General features: G+C 50.8%; 14 protein-coding genes. 13 read left to right on the top strand and 1 reads right to left on the bottom strand.

Annotation, left to right across the window (positions count from 1 at the left end):
* Positions 1-18 precede the first annotated feature (18 nt).
* The 13 genes from ACFSUF_RS01960 (at position 19) to ACFSUF_RS01900 (ending at position 14,875) form a co-directional block, all read left to right on the top strand.
* Positions 19-1,425 carry a family 43 glycosylhydrolase gene (locus tag ACFSUF_RS01960; RefSeq protein WP_377599576.1) on the top strand — a complete coding sequence of 469 codons (1,407 nt, stop codon included), beginning with the start codon at positions 19-21 and terminating at the stop codon, positions 1,423-1,425.
* A gap of 35 nt (positions 1,426-1,460) precedes the next feature.
* Positions 1,461-2,369 (top strand): glycoside hydrolase family 43 protein, encoded by a 909-nt coding sequence (locus tag ACFSUF_RS01955; RefSeq protein ID WP_377599574.1) that lies wholly within the window; start codon positions 1,461-1,463, stop codon positions 2,367-2,369.
* 96 nt (positions 2,370-2,465) lie between these two features.
* Positions 2,466-4,100 carry a response regulator transcription factor gene (locus tag ACFSUF_RS01950; protein ID WP_377599572.1) on the top strand — a complete coding sequence of 545 codons (1,635 nt, stop codon included), beginning with the start codon at positions 2,466-2,468 and terminating at the stop codon, positions 4,098-4,100.
* 11 nt (positions 4,101-4,111) lie between these two features.
* Positions 4,112-5,908, top strand: a complete 1,797-nt coding sequence (locus ACFSUF_RS01945; RefSeq protein ID WP_377599570.1) for a sensor histidine kinase — start codon at positions 4,112-4,114, stop codon at positions 5,906-5,908.
* A 115-nt stretch (positions 5,909-6,023) separates the two neighbouring features.
* Positions 6,024-7,406 (top strand): ABC transporter substrate-binding protein, encoded by a 1,383-nt coding sequence (locus ACFSUF_RS01940; RefSeq protein WP_377599568.1) that lies wholly within the window; start codon positions 6,024-6,026, stop codon positions 7,404-7,406.
* Between the two features lie 84 nt (positions 7,407-7,490).
* Entirely contained in the window at positions 7,491-8,462 is a 972-nt protein-coding gene (locus tag ACFSUF_RS01935) for a carbohydrate ABC transporter permease (protein ID WP_377599565.1), read from the top strand.
* Positions 8,463-8,491: 29 nt separating this feature from the next.
* Positions 8,492-9,328 (top strand): carbohydrate ABC transporter permease, encoded by an 837-nt coding sequence (locus ACFSUF_RS01930; protein WP_377599563.1) that lies wholly within the window; start codon positions 8,492-8,494, stop codon positions 9,326-9,328.
* An 18-nt stretch (positions 9,329-9,346) separates the two neighbouring features.
* Positions 9,347-11,053, top strand: coding sequence for a family 43 glycosylhydrolase (locus tag ACFSUF_RS01925; RefSeq protein WP_377599561.1), 1,707 nt, complete (start codon positions 9,347-9,349; stop codon positions 11,051-11,053).
* Complete coding sequence (locus tag ACFSUF_RS01920) at positions 11,053-12,159, top strand: family 43 glycosylhydrolase (RefSeq protein WP_377599560.1); 1,107 nt, start codon at positions 11,053-11,055, stop codon at positions 12,157-12,159. The genes ACFSUF_RS01925 and ACFSUF_RS01920 overlap by 1 nt, the downstream gene beginning before the upstream one ends.
* 171 nt (positions 12,160-12,330) lie before the next feature.
* Positions 12,331-13,074: a phytanoyl-CoA dioxygenase family protein gene (locus ACFSUF_RS01915; RefSeq protein WP_377599558.1), complete on the top strand. Its 744-nt coding sequence runs from the start codon at positions 12,331-12,333 to the stop codon at positions 13,072-13,074.
* A 304-nt stretch (positions 13,075-13,378) separates the two neighbouring features.
* Positions 13,379-13,738 carry a hypothetical protein gene (locus ACFSUF_RS01910; RefSeq protein ID WP_377599556.1) on the top strand — a complete coding sequence of 120 codons (360 nt, stop codon included), beginning with the start codon at positions 13,379-13,381 and terminating at the stop codon, positions 13,736-13,738.
* 49 nt (positions 13,739-13,787) lie between these two features.
* Positions 13,788-14,666, top strand: a complete 879-nt coding sequence (locus ACFSUF_RS01905; RefSeq protein WP_377599554.1) for a helix-turn-helix transcriptional regulator — start codon at positions 13,788-13,790, stop codon at positions 14,664-14,666.
* A 2-nt stretch (positions 14,667-14,668) separates the two neighbouring features.
* Positions 14,669-14,875, top strand: a complete 207-nt coding sequence (locus ACFSUF_RS01900) for a DUF3951 domain-containing protein (RefSeq protein WP_377599553.1) — start codon at positions 14,669-14,671, stop codon at positions 14,873-14,875.
* Positions 14,876-14,935: 60 nt separating this feature from the next.
* Here ACFSUF_RS01900 and ACFSUF_RS01895 read toward each other — a convergent pair whose 3' ends face one another.
* A complete protein-coding gene (locus ACFSUF_RS01895) occupies positions 14,936-17,347 on the bottom strand; it encodes a glycoside hydrolase family 10 protein (RefSeq protein ID WP_377599551.1) in 2,412 nt (803 codons plus the stop codon).
* Between the last annotated feature and the right edge of the window lie 48 nt (positions 17,348-17,395).

The raw sequence follows: 17,395 nt of genomic DNA, 5'->3' as shown, positions 1-17,395 counted from the left end.
TTGAGGAGGAATTGTTACATGCTAAGTGTAAAGTCGTTTCGTGCAAAAACGCTCAAATGGATTCTCCTGTCGGCCTTGCTGCTCACCTTGATTCCGGTAGGGACCGCCCAGGCAGCGGTAAACAATTTTTACAATGTAATCATGCAGGACGGTGCAGACCCTTGGATGTATAAACACACCGATGGCTATTATTACTTTACCAAGACCACGGGTGATGGGGTTACTTTGTGGAGATCCAAAACGATCAGCGGTGTGGATGCGGGCGAACAGAAGCAGGTCATGTCCGGATGCTGCGGCATATGGGCTCCCGAGCTTCACTGGATCAATAATAAATGGTACATTTATTACGCCAAAGACAATGGAAATAATGTGAATCATAGAATGTATGTGTTGGAAAACAGTTCGGCAGACCCTTTCACCGGAACTTGGACGGACAAAGGGCAGATTACCGACAGCACCAATAAATGGGCGATTGACGGGACAGTGCTGAATAACGGCGGCAACTTGTACTTCCTGTGGTCCGGCTGGGAAGGGGATACCGACGGCCAGCAGAATCTATACATTGCTCATATGAGCAATCCTTGGACAATTGATTCCGCCAGAACCAAAATTGCAACTCCGCAGTACAGCTGGGAAACCAATACTTATCCGACGGTAAACGAAGGGCCGCAAGTGATCGTTCGCAATGGAACGATCAGTCTGGTGTACTCCGCCAGCGGCAGCTGGACGAACGGATATTGCCTTGGATTGATTACGGCAAGCACAAGCAGTGATTTGCTGTCGGCGTCTTCCTGGACAAAGCGTTCCACGCCGATTTTCTCCAGCGCCAACGGAATTTACGGCCCCGGGCACCACAGCTTTACGAAGTCCAAAGACGGCAACGAGGACTGGATTATTTATCATGGCGCACGCTGGGACGGCGCAGGGTGGACCCGTTCTGTACGCGCACAAAAATTCACTTGGAATACAGACAACACTCCTTATCTCGGTTCGCCTGCGAGTCCTAACACTCCTATCACGCTTCCGTCCGGAGAGGCCCAGCATGACCGTTATGAAGGAGAGTCTGCTTTCATGTCCGGAGGCGCTTACGCTTCGTCGGACACCACGGCTTCCAACGGAAGTAAAGCGGGGCATATCGACGCCGCCGGCAGTTACGTCGAGTTTACCGTGCAAGCGCCTGCAGCAGGCAACTATGTTGTTGCTGCAAGAACAGCGAACGGTACATCGGGTCAACCGATGGCTACTTTTAAACTTTCAATAAACGGGGGTACGGGAAGTACGTTCTACGTAGTATATTCCGGCTGGCAGAATTGGACGAATGCAACAGCCAAAGTATACTTAAATGCAGGGACGAACAAGGTGCGTTTCACGAGGGATACGAATTATGCCGAAATCGACGCCATTGACGTCTTCCCTGTGCAATAAAGACTGTTTCCAGCCCTAATTCAGTAGGAGGCATTATGAACAGAAAAACTTCGGGAAACCCCATAGCAGAAGGATATTACGCCGATCCGGAAAGCCGTTTTTTTGAAGGGAAGTATTGGATTTATCCAACTTGGTCTGCACCTTACGAAGAGCAGCGCCATCTGGATGCGTTCAGTTCAACGAACCTTGCGGATTGGGACAAAACAGAGCGAATCCTGGACGGTGACGTGATAAGCTGGTTCACGCATGCCTTATGGGCGCCATCGCCGATCGATGCGAATGGGAAGTATTACTTATACTTCAGCGCGAATGACATTCAAAACGACAACGAGCTGGGCGGCATCGGCGTAGCCGTAGCGGATCGGCCGGAAGGCCCGTTCCGCGATGCGCTGGGCAAGCCGCTCATTGACAGGTTCCATAACGGAGCGCAACCGATCGACCCGCATGTGTTCCGGGATGATGACGGAACGTACTATTTGTACTACGGCGGTTGGAGGCACTGCAATCTCGTTAAGCTCGGTGCGGACATGACCAGCATCGTGCCGTTCGAGGACGGCAGCGTCTACAAGGAGGTTACGCCTGACGGCTACGTGGAAGGTCCTTGCATGCTGAAACGGAACGGCGTTTATTACTTCATGTGGGCCGAAGGAGATTGGGGCGGCCCGGGATATTCCGTCGGATACAGCATGTCGGACACCCCGTTCGGGCCGTTTAAGAGGCTGAGCGTGATCCTGAAACAGGATGAGAACATTGCTACTTCAGCAGGACATCACAGCTTCCTTCAAGTTCCTGGGAAGGATGAGTGGTACATCACCTACCACCGCCGGCCGCTGGGAGAAACGAATATTCATCACAGGGTACTCTGTATCGACAGGATGCATTTCAACCCGGACGGAACGATCCGGCCGGTAGCGATGACGCATAGCGGTGTGGAGCGGATATAGCTGTACAACGGTTTGGGAAGGTGCCCGGCCATGACCAACAGGTCATGTGCCGGGCACTTTTTTTATGGTACGCTAGCTAAAAAAGGAGGACAAGCGATGCTGAAGCTGTTAATTGCCGACGACGAACTTTGGGTGAGGCAGGGGCTGACGGAAACGATCGACTGGATCGTCCTAGGTATTTCGGAAGTAAAAGAAGCGGCTACCGGGGCCGAAGCGCTCCGTATTTCCAGTGCCTTCGAGCCGGATATCATTATCACGGATATTAAGATGCCTGGGCTGGACGGCCTGCAATTCATTGAAGAACTTAGAAACACAGGGAGCAAGGCGAAGGTGATTTTTATCAGCGGGTTCAGTGAATTCGGCTACGCGCAGAAGGCAGTGAAGCTCGGGGCGTTCGATTACATGCTGAAGCCGATCGAGGAGCCGGTCCTAATGGATATCATGGAACGCTGCGTGAAGGAGATCCGCAAAGAACAGGAATCGGTCTTTCAGCTTGAATCCATGAACGGCTGTATTCGGGAAAGCCTGCCTCTGGCCAGGCAGAAGTTTATCGAGCGCTGTTTAACGACGCCAGTAAGGGCGGAGGAATGGAAGAGAGGCGCAGAACAGCTTCAGCTTCAGTTACATACAGGGAATCTGTACGCTGCATCTATCATAGTCCACCATTGGAAGGCCGGCCGTTCGAATGGACTCAGCGACATGAACTTACTGCGGTATGCTTTAGGGAACATGGCGGAGGAACTGCTGGGAGAAGCGGGGCTTCAGGTATTCTCCTGTCCGCTGCAGATGGAAGGGCAGCCGGATGTGGCTCTGGTGCTGTCTTATGCAGAGGCAGGGCCTTCAGAAGAAGAAATCGCTTTGGCGGCCGGCAGGTTGGTTCAAGCTGCCGGGCACTATTTGAATATGCCGATAAGTATAGCCATTCGTTCATGCCAGACGGAGGAGACTCTTTTTGGAACATTCCAGAAAGCGCTAACATTATGTGCCGAATCCTTTTACAGCGGTGAAGGCAGCTTGTTCATTTCCATGAAAGATGAAACGTCGGTCCCTGCACTGAGCGGTGTTACGGTCGATAAGCCTGCGCTGATGCCCGTTGTAGACTCCACCTGGGGAGCAAGGGTGCTGCATGCTTCGGCTACCGGCGACAAGGACAAGCTGCAAGAGTTGGCCGAAGAGGTGATCAGGCGCCTGTTAGCGATTCAAGGAACAGCCGAAACTCTGCGGATCCGGCGCGAGGTGAATTATCAGCTGCAAGGTCTGCTTTTTACGTGGGAAGAACGGCAGCAGAGGTCAGTTTCAGCGGCAGAATCTGTATTTGATAAGCTTACACTGATGCAATGTACATTAGCTGGCTGGAAAGAAGCCTTTCTCTCCGTGTTCCTTCCTGTACAGCGGGAACGCCCTTCTGCTGCCCGCAGACCGATTGAAAAGGCGCTCCAGTTTATCGAGGAGAATTATAACCGGAGCATCACTCTTCAGGACACGGCCGATCTGTTATATCTCAACCCCTCCTATCTCAGCCGCCTGTTTCATGAGGAAACCGGGGAGACATTCAGCAAGTACATTGTACGTGTAAGAATGAGGCGTGCCAAAGAACTGCTGAAAAATACGCCGCTGAAGGTTTACGAAATTGCTGACCGGGTAGGTTACAAGGACTTCCGCCATTTTGCGAAAACATTTAAGGAAACAGAAGGCATTACGCCAGCTCAATATAGGGATTATGGAAATTAGGAGGGCAGCGAATGACATCGCCTGGTTTTTTGAAATGGAGATCGGTAGGGTTAAAAGTATTCGCCTTCTATTTTCTATCGATGGTGCTGGTCATTGGCGTCATGGGTTACTTGTCTTATATCCGCTCGGCCGACATGATGAACTCGAAAATCGGCGGGGTGGCCAGACAGTCTGTAGAACAGACGCGCAAAAGGCTAGAGATGATTGTCAATGAATACGAGAATAGAGCTTGGCTCATTTTCAGCAATCAGGAAGTACAGAAACAACTGCTCAACCACTACGCCGACGGTGTGGAGAAATCGGAGGTTACGCTTAGGAACAACCGGTTTCTCTCCAATTTAATCAATGCCAATAACGACACGGTGAATATATATTTACTGAGCGATCAGGACACGTCATACAGGTATTCTCCGAATAACCAGTTTTTCGTGTATAACAACTTTCCTAACACTTACCGTGAGGAAGCTTGGTACAAGCAAATCCAAGAGGCGGACGGGCAAACGGTTTATTTCGGGATCAGGCGCTCCAATATCCGTTATATCGCGGACCAGGATCCGGACCGTCCGTTGTTCTGCTTTGGCAAGGCGATCAAAAATTTGGCGAACCGGAATGAAATTATCGGAGTTATGCTTTACGAGGTAGATCCGGAGCAGATAAGAGGTATTTTGGAGGAACTGGACTTTAACCACACAGGGGAGACATTTCTTATCGAGAATGAAGATTCCAGCGTGGTAGCGGACAGGATGGCCAGCGGAAGCGCAAAGCCATTGCAGGTGAGTGCGCAAGCGCTGTCGGATCGTACGGGTAGCTTCAAACAGACCGTCGGCGGGAGGGAAGAACTGGTGGTGTTCGATCGGTTTCAAGACTATCCGTGGACACTGGTCGGCTTGATCCGTGCAGAAGAGTACATGAAGGATTCAGCGGAAATCGGGATATTTATGACTGTGATTGCAGCCGGGTTTGGGGCTATAGCTGTTGCTCTCGGCTTTTTTGTAGCGCGCCAGGCTCACAAGCCTCTCTACATTATGATCCGGGCGATGCGCAAAGCGAGGGAAGGGGACCTGAATTCCCTGATTTCCCATAGGAGGAAAGATGAATTCGGCATTTTATATACGCACTTTAATGCGATGGTCATGGAGCTTAAGGAACAGATTAACGAGGTTTACGTTCAGAAATGGCTGCAAAAGGAACTGCAGATGAAAATGCTCGGCTCGCAAATCAACGCTCACTTTCTATATAACACCCTGGATTCCGTTCATTGGATCGCAAGGATCCGCAAGGTGGATGAAATTAGTACGATGGTGTTCGGACTGTCCCGATATCTCCGTTTGAGCTTGAATGAAGGACGGGATGAGGTGTCCCTGTCTGAAATTAAGGAGCTGCTGGAAAGCTATTTGTCCATACAAATGGTGCGTTACCGTGATAAATTTACGTTTTCCCTCGAAATAGAGGAGAGCCTCTACGAGTACCGGGTGCTGAAATATATTTTCCAGCCGCTCATTGAAAATGCCATTTATCACGGGCTGGAAAAGAAAGAGGGCAGCGGCAGCCTGCGGGTACGGTTTTTGAGGCAGGAAGGGCTTTTGTGCTTTGAAGTGGAAGATGACGGCGCAGGGATTGCAGAGGAAGAATTGGCAAGGCTGCAGGAAATGCTTGCACAGAAGGAGACGGCGGGAGAGCATTATTTTGCCCTGAGGAACATAAGCGCACAAATCCATATCACCTACGGACCCGAATACGGACTAACGATCAAGAGCAGACCCGGAGCAGGGACGCTGGTCCGGATGATCATTCCGCTAAAGAAGTAAAAATACACCACTAAACCTCAAACCGCTCTCCTTACGCTTCCCTTCGGGAACGCTTACAATTTACTTATCAGGGACGCCTGACAACATCATTTACACAATGAAGGGGACGATCGTTATGCCAGCAAACAGAGCGTGGAAGTGGACGGCCGTTATGGTGCTGCTCTTTGTATCCATCTTGTCCGGGTGCAGCGGCGGGAATAATGGCGGCAAAGAAGGAAATTCAGGGGAACTGTCTGCTAATAATCAGGCAAACAATGCTGACGCAGGCACGGACAAATCCGATGCCGGCCCGGTGACCATCAACTTCTGGTTCCCATGGAGCGGCGACTTTCAGAAAGATTTCAAAAAGTTTGTAGTAGAACCGTTTGAGGCGTCTCACCCGAACATTAAAGTGAAAATGACGTTTGTGGAGAACTCGGGCAATACACAGGCCTCCGACAAGCTTCTGACAGCCGTTGCCGGCGGAAAAGCGCCGGATGTGGCATTGTTTGACCGGTTCATGGTCGGCTCCTGGGCGGAAAAAGGTTCACTGGAAGACTTGACGGACCTCATTGCCAAGGACGGGGTGAAACCGGAAGACTATTACCCTAGCGTTTGGAAAGAAGTGAATTATAAAGACCGCGTTTATGCGATGCCTTGGAATACGGATAACCGCGGAATGTACTATAACAAGACTTTGATGAAAAAGGCGGGCCTTGACCCTGAACAGCCTCCAAAAACGATCGAAGAACTAGACCGTATGGCGGAAGCTATGTTTGTGAAAGGCAAAAACGGCAAGTTCGAGCAAGTCGGGTTCATCCCTTGGATGGGGCAGGGCTATCTGTTTACGCAAGGCTGGAATTTCGGCGGCCAATGGGAGAAAGACGGCCAGCTTACGCCAAACGATCCCCGCATTGTGAAAGCGCTGGAGTGGATGGTGGGTTATTCCAAGAAATATGACACGGCAACGATGAACGCATTCTCCGATGCGGCAGGCCAGTCCGGCCAAAATCCGTTCATTTCCGGTAAAGTCGGCTTTATCTTCGACGGTAACTGGCTGCTGAACGATATCGAGAAGTACAAAGCTGACTTTGAGTGGGGCGTAGCGCCGATGCCTGCACCGGAAGGTTATCCGTCGATCACTTGGGCGGGCGGATGGTCCTATATTATGCCAAAAGGCGCAAAACACCGCGATGAGGCATGGGAGTTCATCAAGTATGTTGCAGGTAAAGAAGGCGTATTAGCTTGGGCGAAACGTCCGAATGCTCAATTCGACATCACTTGTCTGCCTGCTGCCAATGAAGAACTCGGTATGACCACCAAACCGAACATGAGCGTGTTCGTGAATATGATGCAGACTTCCTTTACGAGACCGGTATCCCCTGTAAGCGGATTTTTGTGGAACGAAATGTTCCGGGTTCAGGATTTAGCGCTGAATAACAAGGGGAACCCGCAGCAGCTGCTGGATGATGTGAAGAAGAATGTAGATGCGGAACTGGCGAAGCTGAAAACACAATAATGAAGTGTGCACGGGAAAGCGGGCGGTACTTGTGATGAGGTGCCGCCTTTTTATCGGGCAGAACGGCCGAAAGGAGACTTATGAATGCCGGATCAGCAAAGGTCGTTGGCGAATCGCCATGCTGTAACGAATGAAGCCTATATCCCGATACCTCGGAAGAAGGCGTGGAACGCATATGAAAATAAAATTAAACTGTACGGGTTTTTGTTTGCCATGCCTTGGATTATCGGATTGCTGCTGTTTAATGCATTTCCGCTGCTGGCCTCGCTTTATTACAGTTTTACGAATTACAGCATATTAGAATCAGGAACCTGGGTCGGTTTAGAGAATTACCGTGCTTTGCTGCAGGACGATATCTTCTGGGTCAGTATATACAATACTCTTTACTATACTGCCATTTTTGTGCCGGTGAGCATTATTGCCGGAGTCGCACTTGCGCTGTTGTTAAATTTGAATATCCGCGGCCAGGGAATTTACAGAACGTTATTTTTTATTCCCAGTCTGGTGCCGTTAATCGCTTCTGTCATCATCTGGATGTGGCTGCTGAACCCGCAGTTCGGAGTCATTAACTATTTGCTCGATCTGGCGGGAATTTCAGGTCCTTCCTGGCTGGGTGACGAAAGGTTCTCGAAAATTTCCCTGATTCTCATTTCGTTGTGGGGCATTGGCCAATCGATCGTGATTTATCTTGCCGGTCTGCAGGATATCCCTCAGGATTATTACGATGCTGCGGATGTGGACGGTGCCTCGGTGTTTCAAAGATTGAGGCATATTACATTGCCCCTGCTCACGCCTGTTATATTCTTTAACCTGGTTATGGGGACGATCGGCGCGCTTCAAAACTTTATTCTGCCACAGGTGCTTACTGGCGGGCAAGGAACCCCTGCAAATTCCATGATGTTCTATGTCATGCACTTATACCGGAACGGTTTCGGATATTTGAAAATGGGGTATGCCTCCGCGATGGCGTGGATCCTGTTCCTGCTGGTGGTAGGACTGACCGCCCTGATTTTTGCAACACAGAAGAAATGGGTTTATTACCAGGGAAAAGAATAACGGCATAAGCAAGCGGAAGGAGAGGTAGCATGAATTCCTGGAGTAGTAACAAGCTGCTGCAGCGCTCAGCAGCACATATCGTTTTGATCATCGCGGCATTATTCTTTGCGGCTCCGCTGCTGTTCATGATCTCGATCTCGGTGAAGCCGAACAGCGAGCTGTTCGATTGGCCGCCCAAGCTCATTCCGGGCGCCTTCGAATGGAGAAATTATACAGACGCCTTGGAGTACATCCCTTTTTTCTCCTATTTATGGAATACAGTCAAAGTAGCTTTACTGGCAACAGCCGGGATCTTGTTCTCGTGTCCTATGGTCGCATATAGCATGGCGCGGTTCCAATGGAGAGGTTCCAAGCTCCTGTTTGCGCTCACCTTGGGTGTCATGATGCTCCCTTTTCAGGTGACGATGATTCCTATCTTTATCTTTTTTAAAGAGATTGGCTGGGTAGATACGTATTTGCCTCTGTGGGTTCCGGCCTTTTTCGGCTCGCCGTTCCTCATCTTCCTGTTAACGCAATTTTTTCGGGGACTTCCCAAAGAGCTGGAGGATGCCGCGAGAATCGACGGCGCTAACGAACTGTTGATTTATCTGAGGATCATGCTTCCGCTCTGCCGGCCTGCCTTGCTGACTGTAGCTTTATTCCAGTTCATGGGCAGCTGGTCGGATTATATCGGTCCGCTCATTTACTTGTCGGATGATACCAAATATACGGTTATGCTCGGATTGGCCGCGTTCCGTACCCAGCACGGCGTAGAATGGCAGATGCTGATGGCGACCTCGATGATGGTGACAGTTCCGATTATTGTGCTGTACTTCTTTGTGCAGAAATCGTTTATTCGGGGAATTACATTTTCAGGGATCAAATAAATCGGAGGAGGCTGTATTATGGGAAAATGGTGGAAAAGCTGCGGAATCTGGTGTGTTGCCTTACTATTAATTGCAGGTATTATTCCGGGAAAGGCTCTTGCGGGCACTCCTGATTTCAGTAACCCGGTTCTATCCGACGGGGCGGATCCTTATGCGGTTTTCAAAGACGGCTATTATTATTACACACATACTACCGGCGGGGATGTAACGATTTGGAAAACCAAGTCCTTGACGAATCTGGAAACAGCCCAGAAAAAGACGATCTGGCGCACAACCGACAATCCGGGGCTGTGCGACGGTGCGAACTGTACGTACGTATGGGCTCCGGAACTGCATTATACCGCCGGTAAGTGGTACTTATACGTCGCCTTGGATTTCAAAGTGTACGCATTCGAAGCCAATACCCAAGATCCTATGGGGGCTTATGCGCTCAAGGGATTGATGACCAGCGGTATTGACGCGACTTTATTTGAATTGAACGGGAAAACGTATTTTATGTATAACGACTGGCTGAACGGCACGAACGGTATCTTTATTCATGAAATGAGCAATCCGTACACGTTGACATCCAAGCGCACCCGTATTGCAGTGCCTACTTATAACTGGGAAATCAATCCTAACTCCCAAGGGGGTACGAACGAAGGGGCGGCTGTGCTGATAAGGAACGGGAAAGTATTTATCATCTATTCAGCGAATGACTGGATGTCCGAGAACTACTGCCTGGGACTGTTGACCGCATCAGCTTCAAGCGACCTGTTTAACACCGCTTCCTGGACGAAATCGGCGAACCCGATTTTCCAGAAAAACTCCGCAAACGGCGTGTACGGACCGGGCCATAACAGTTTTGTGAAATCACCGGACGGTACAGAAGACTGGAATGTATATCACGCCAAGAAAATTCAGGCACAGGACGGAGCGAGAAATGTCAGAATCCAGAAAGTAACCTGGAATCCGGATGGCTCTCCGAATTTGGGCATCCCGCTTGCACTGAGCGCTAAACAGCTGGTACCGTCCGGAGATCAGCAAATCCGATATGAAGCGGAAGACGCGAAAATAAATCATGCAGCAACGGCTTCGGATCCGAATGCTTCCGGCGGCAGCAAAGCGGCTTACATCGATTATTCGGACAGCTATGTTGAATATTCGGTGAAGGTTCCCTCTTCCGGAACTTACAGTATGAAGGTACGGTACCATAACGATTGGGGAACCAGCACGCATAACGTCAGTGTCAATGGCGGCTCGGGCACGGCCCTTTCCTATGGCAGCGGCTATGGTACGGCAGTGTTGAATGTGAATTTGAATGCGGGCAGCAACACGATCCGTTTCAGTAAGGGCAGCAGTTTCGCGGAATTAGACTACATCGATATACCGCTCCGCCATGAGGCGGAGAAGGCAGTCCTAAACCATGCAGGTACAGCGTCCGACAATACTGCCTCCGGCGGGCAAAAGGCCGGGTATATCGACTACGCCGACAGTTATGCGGAATTCAGTGTGAATGTGCCTGCAGCCGGAACGTACAACGTGCAAGTCCGCTACCATAATGACTGGGGAGCCAGCACCCACAATGTGTCCGTCAATGGGGGAGCGGGGTTCAGCCTTTCCTACGGAAGCGGGTGGAACATCACCTCATTCAATGTATCGTTAAATAAGGGTTATAACAAAATCCGCTTCAGTAAAGGCAGCAGCTATACGGAACTGGATTACATTGAGGTGGCTTACCCTTAATGATGCAGAAGAAGGCTTGGTTTAGCAAAATTGCGTTGGCCGCCTTGCTGCTTGCGGCGGCCGGCTGGGGAGGATGGGTGTTCATGTCTCATTCGGAACAAGTATCGCACCAAGATTCGGACGGCAAACCGGAGACTGCTTCCGTATATCAGAATCCTGTCTTTGGGCCGACGTTCGCGGATCCAACGATATTGAAAGCTGGCGACGGCTACTACTATGCATACGCTACCCAAGAGGATTGGTACGACGGGAACGGTACGCATCTGGTTCCGGTGATTCGGAGCAAGGACCTGGCCGCATGGGAGTACGTAAGGGATGCCTTCGACCGGAAACCGGCTTGGCGGCCTGACTCTTTCGGCATTTGGGCGCCTGATATCTCGTACCATAAGGATGGAAAATATTACCTATACTACTCATTGTCTGAGTGGGGAAATTTGGCCGATCCGGGTGTCGGCGTTGCGGTGTCGGACCGGCCCGAGGGGCCTTTTAAGGATCAGGGCATGATTCTGGACACGGCGGGAAGCGGGGTCGGGAACTCGATTGACCCGCAATATGTGGAAGATGATGACGGGAAACCCTATCTGATATGGGGAAGTTTTCATGGGATTTACGGAATACCGTTATCCGAAGACGGCTTGAAAGCAGTTGGTGAGAAATTCCCGATTGCAGGACCTGATTTCGAAGCGCCGTATATCGTTAAGAGAGACGGTTATTACTACTTCTTCGGATCTACGGGAACTTGCTGCGAAGGGGAAAACAGTTCGTACGCGGTTGCTGTGGGCCGGGCGGAATCGCTGAGGGGACCATACCTCGACAAGGAAGGCAAAGACTTGTTGCATTCTTCGGGAAGCCTGCTGTTGGTGGGAAGCAACCTGTGGGAAGAGAATGGGACATTTGCCGGACCCGGGCATAATTCATTGGTAACGGATGAACAGGGAGAGGATTGGATCGTTTATCACGCGATCGACATCAAGAAGCCATATAACGACAACGGCGGTACGGTCCGTCCGCTGATGGTCGACCGGATAAAGTGGAAGGACGGATGGCCGGAAGTCGCGGGAATGGTACCCAGCCAGACTCCGCAGGCGTTAAAAACGAAGAAGTGAAGGCAGAACAGCCCGCGAGGGCTGTTTTGTTGTGTTTGCGCGCTGACCAGGAATTCTGATCATATCCGAAGATATGCAGCATTTCCCCTAATCCATGCGAAGTATGGAATGACTATCCGGGATATAATGGCTTCAGTTAACAAAATCCGTAATTAACTGGAGGTTATACCAATGACAACCCAAGCTCTTTCGAAGCAGGAAGTTGAGTTTTATAAGGAAAACGGATATTACTTGTACAAGAAACCCCTCTTTAGTGCCGAAAAAATGCAGGTTCTGACTTCCATCTTTGAAGAGCAGCTTGCAGAGAAAGGAAGCAAATTGTCCGACGAACTGGATACCCCCCATTTCCGTGATGAACGGCTGCTGGATTTCCTTTTGTCGGATGAGGTACTTGATCTGGTAGAACCGATCATCGGGCCGAATATTGGATTGTGGTCGAGTCATTTCATCTGTAAAGATCCGTATGTAGGCCGCGCTACGCCATGGCATGAGGATTCGGCTTATTGGAACGGCAGATTGAGCAGCTTCGACAAAATCATTACCGTCTGGCTGGCGATAGACCGCAGCTGGAAGGAAAACGGATGTATGCGCGTTATTCCGGGCACGCACCGTAATGGGTTCTCCGAATACGAGGAAGTGGACGGAACCAGCAATTTGTTCAACACACAAATTAAGAGCGATGCCGTCGATGAGTCACAAGCGGTATACTTCGAGTTAGAATCGGGGGAATGCTCGCTTCACGATTCACGGATTATTCATGGCGCAACGCCGAATACAAGCCCGTATCGCCGCTGCGGTTACACGATGCGTTACTTCTCTACAGAAGCGCTCGTATATCCTGAGAAGAACCCTGGTTTTAAAGTTTGGCTTGCCCGTGGCAAGAATATAGCCGGAACGCAATTCGTCAACGAATAACCGGAATTCGGCCCTGCCAATTCCGGTTATATGCATACCCTTCCATACACCAAGGCTGCTGTAGCGGATTTATGGGATGTTAACGAGTGGATGGCGGCTAGAATCGCAGCAGAAATGAAGACTTTATAGAAGGAAATACACGCAACAAGCCGGACTAAAAAGTTCCGGCTTGTTTAACGTGCGCATGGCAATGATTCCCGCCTAAAGTCCCATTTTCCAGATTTGGATAATGGAGCGCTTTTGTGATGACATCTACAGATAGTGTAAACTAGGAGCATAACATTGCTTATTAAAGGGGGCCCCAATGAACCGACTTATCTTTGTCTATAACGCGAACAGCGGAATGCTAAACGGCCTGTTGGACAGTATACATAAAATCGTTTCCCCGGACACGTATCCCTGTTCTTTATGCTCTCTGACCTACGGCTACGCAGGTATGCGTAAAGAATGGCGAAGCTTTATCCAGGAACTGCCGGTGGAAGCCGCATTTTTGCACCTGGATGAACTGCCGTCCCATCTTCCGCCAGCGGAGTACCCTTGTGCCTTCCTGCAGGATGGAGATCGTGCGCGCTTGCTCATTTCAGCGGGTGAATTAAATGCATGTACTAGTATAGAAGAACTTAAAACACTGGTCCTCTCGAAAATAAAGGGAAATGTTGGATGAAAGCTTTAAGATCAATAAGGACTAATGTATCGGGGAAGGAGTGTCTCTAGTGGAGCGAAAGCAGCCCCCCAGGCTGACCAATGCCGAATATATTTTGCAAAAGCATGTTCCTGTTCAAGTGTTTCACGGGATCCATTCGGGAACTATTGCCCTTCATTGGCATGAATTTTACGAGTTGAGCTTTGTTGTGTCCGGAGCAGGGGAGCACCGGCTGAACGGTTCTTCTTACCCCTTATCTGCAGGGACTGTCTTTCTTCTGACTCCTGCGGATTTTCATGAGCTGGTATCCCTTGCGGATCAGCCTCTGGAAATATATAATTTCATTTTCACGGAGGCTCTGTTGGATGACCGTTTGTATCATTGGCTGTTCAGCGGAGGGCTGCGTCTTCAGGCACAGCTACCAGAGGAGCAGCGGCGTCGGGTGTATTTGGATTATGAGCGCTTGCATGAAGAGACCGCGGTTTGGCAGGAGGGCAGCGAAATTGTTGTTAAGGCAACACTCCAGAGGCTGCTCGTAGATTTGTACCGCGCAAGCGCAGTAAACTATATGGAACCCAGAAGCCAGCTTGCCGAACCGCAGAATCTAAACCTCAATTTGCAAAAAGCGCTGATTTACATTCATCATCATTTCCGCGAAAACCTGAGTTTGGACGATGCCGCGGCGCAAGCCAATTACTCTGCCACCTATTTCAGCGAAAGTTTTTCAAAATCGATAGGGCAGCCGTTCCAGCGTTATTTGCAAAATGTCAGGATGCAGTTCGCCGAATCGCTGCTTAAGGCGTCCGCCCTGCCCGTTACCGAAATTTGCTATGCAGCCGGCTTTAATACGCTGGGGCATTTCGAGCGGGTGTTCCGTCAGCGGACGGGGATGTCCCCTCGGGAATATCGGACCGTTTCGGAGATAGCGGAAAGATCCGGGAACGGCTGAATATGGATTTCGGAGCCATGCTAACCCTGTCGCTTCTTCTGCCGATCGTTCTTTTGCTGGTTTATATCTTGGTAAAAATGGCAACGAAAAAGGAAATTCCTGAATCGAACTATACGCCTCTGGATTTTATTATGGGGCAGACGCCAATTGAGTTTCATGAAGAAAAGAAAACGAAAGAGGAGCAAGAAGGACAAGGAGAAGATAAGTAACCCGTCCATGCATAAGGCAAGCCCCCCAACAGGCAGAGACGCGTTGGGGGGCTTTTCCTGTTACTTGATTTGTTTCGTAACCGAGTAGGTTAACAGCATACGGGCGTAGCTGATCTGGTCTCCCAGCTTTTGGACCACGACGGGGTTGATCCCGGTAGTATCCAAATTAATCAACGCTTCGATCTGTCCCAGCATAGCCTCTACGCTTCCATAAGCCTTCCAAGGAAGGTCTTCGTTTAACTGCTTCGTTACAACTTGGACTTTCTGTTCCAGCAATTTGGCCGTTTTCTCATCCATAGCTTTGCGAGGCACATACACTTCGTTCGCGTCCTTTACCATGGATTCCAGCAGCGCTGCTATAGCCTGTTGCGGATGCATGCCGGTAGAGACTGCCTTGTCTCTCCACGGGCCTTTGCGCAAGGCATCCACAGCCAGCGGGCTTGCCTGGCCGAAAGCAAAAATCGTAGTGCCGTGATCAATGTCGCGTGCCGCCTGTACTTGGGCTACCGTTTCGTAAGGCCCCATGTGCACATACATCGGAAAGATGCCGCTGTAAGTGAGGTTGCCCGGCTTCAGCTCGGACATATGCTGCTGAACGGACTCTCTAACGCTATCCACGCTGTAGGAGTAGGCCTGCGGAATGACAACGTCGACGTATTGCGACCAGTTGCCGATTTTCTCGGCTTCGGCTCCCGGTTCCGGCGTAGCTGACACTACGAGCTGGCTGTTCAGCGCTTTCATTTCACGATACACCGTTTTGACAAATTCGTCTTCGGCATCGACGATCCAATCCGACCACTGTTTCCACTGCTCAGGCTGGGTTTGGGGATCCAGGGTATAAGGATCTATGCCGGACTCCTTCGCATAGGCTGTGCGCGAGTAGTCGCTGAAGTTGTAGCTTTCTTTCCAATCGGACGCATGCGGGAAGCGCATGTAGTCGAGATCCACGCCGGCCATATGGTAGGACGTCACCATTTCCTTTGTAATTCCGAGCAGGTAATTCTGTACCGCCGGGTTGGTTATGTCCATCCAGAAGTAGCCGTTGCCCTTCTGCGGCATAGGCTTGCCGGAACCGACCTGGCTGCGGGATACAGCCGACCAGTCCGGATGGGCTTTCAGCACCGGACCGCCGGATGGGTCAATGCCTACCATGAATCCGTCAAGCCAGGCATGTACGGCGATCCCTCTCTTGGCGGCCTCCTCCATGAACACTTTCAGCGGGTCCCATCCCTTAAACAGCGGGTTCTGTTCTGCGATGCCATGCTCTGCCGCCGTCTTACTCGGGAAGATCGTATACCCCTGCCACCATGTCTCCAGGTACAGTTCATTGAAGCCGGCTGCCTGCATCCGGTCCAACGTCTTGGCGATTTGCTCCGGACTCTTCTCGAGTGGACGGTACCAGACACCGCGGCTTTCCGCTGTCCGGCTTGGAAGGGAGAGGTAGAAAGCATCGCGCGCTGCCGCTGTAGCTTGTTTGGAAACGTATACGCTTGCTACCGGATCGGATTCCAGCACTAAGCGTGCCTGCTTCAGCAAAGTTTCTGCTTTCTGCACTTGTGCGGAGGCCTGTTCGAACGGCGCATTTACAAATTGATCATAACCCTTTTGGATGGCGGCTTTCGCTTCGGAAACCGCTTGACCCGCCTGATACACGTAAGAAGAGGCGTCTTTGGATATGGTCAATGCCAGTCCGTTCAACTGCACTTTCGCGCCAACCTCGGAAATCGAGCTCAGCCAGGCTGCATTCGTGCCATGTGCGCTGATGACATATCCGTTAGCAGGAATGGCCGAATCCGCGCCGCCTGCAGACTGAATGATCCCGTCCACGACAGTCACTTCATAGCCGTATTGATTCGTCCGGGTAGACGGGCCAAAAGCAGGGGTATATACGAGCAGCTGATCCGGTCCGCGATATCCGTCGAATAGCGCGCCCGCCGGGTTATTTTGCGGTGTCGGGTCGATGACCATGACGGTGTTGCTTGCTGATTTGGTTATAGGTTCGCTGTACGTAACTCGATCACCGACTTTGAAATGGGTTAACAAGTCCTTGCGAACGTCCGGCGTGCCTCCAGGGCCTGCTGATAACACGAGGCCATTAACGGGAATTTCCGAGTTACCGCTGCGCGAAACGTCGCCGAAAGCGGAATTCACGTCTTTTACCTCATATTGTCCCGGTGTTCCTGTCTCCACCAGCACGACTTCGGCTCCGAATGCATTCGTCGAGGTGGAATAACCCCACAGCGGAGTATAGGCTACCAGCATGCCTGCTCCTCTTGTCATATTCAATCCTGAGATAACTGCTGTAAACCCGTCCGAAGCGGTGACCGAATAGCCTGAATCCGCGCTTTGCGCATACACGGCGGCTTGCGGCGCACCGGGGAAGGGAGCAACTGCGGCCATGGCAACTGCTAACGTTCCGGCAAGAGCCGCTTTACGGAACGCAGGTCCAAACAAGGTTTTCTCGTACATCATGTACCTCCTTCAGTTTAGATAATCTTTAATAATGAAAACGCTTTAACG

The organism is Paenibacillus gansuensis (genome assembly GCF_042684925.1).
In the GTDB taxonomy this organism is placed as follows: domain Bacteria; phylum Bacillota; class Bacilli; order Paenibacillales; family DY6; genus Paenibacillus_N; species Paenibacillus_N gansuensis.
Note: the sequence above shows the minus strand (reverse complement) of the source record. Positions and strands in the feature narration are given on the sequence as shown.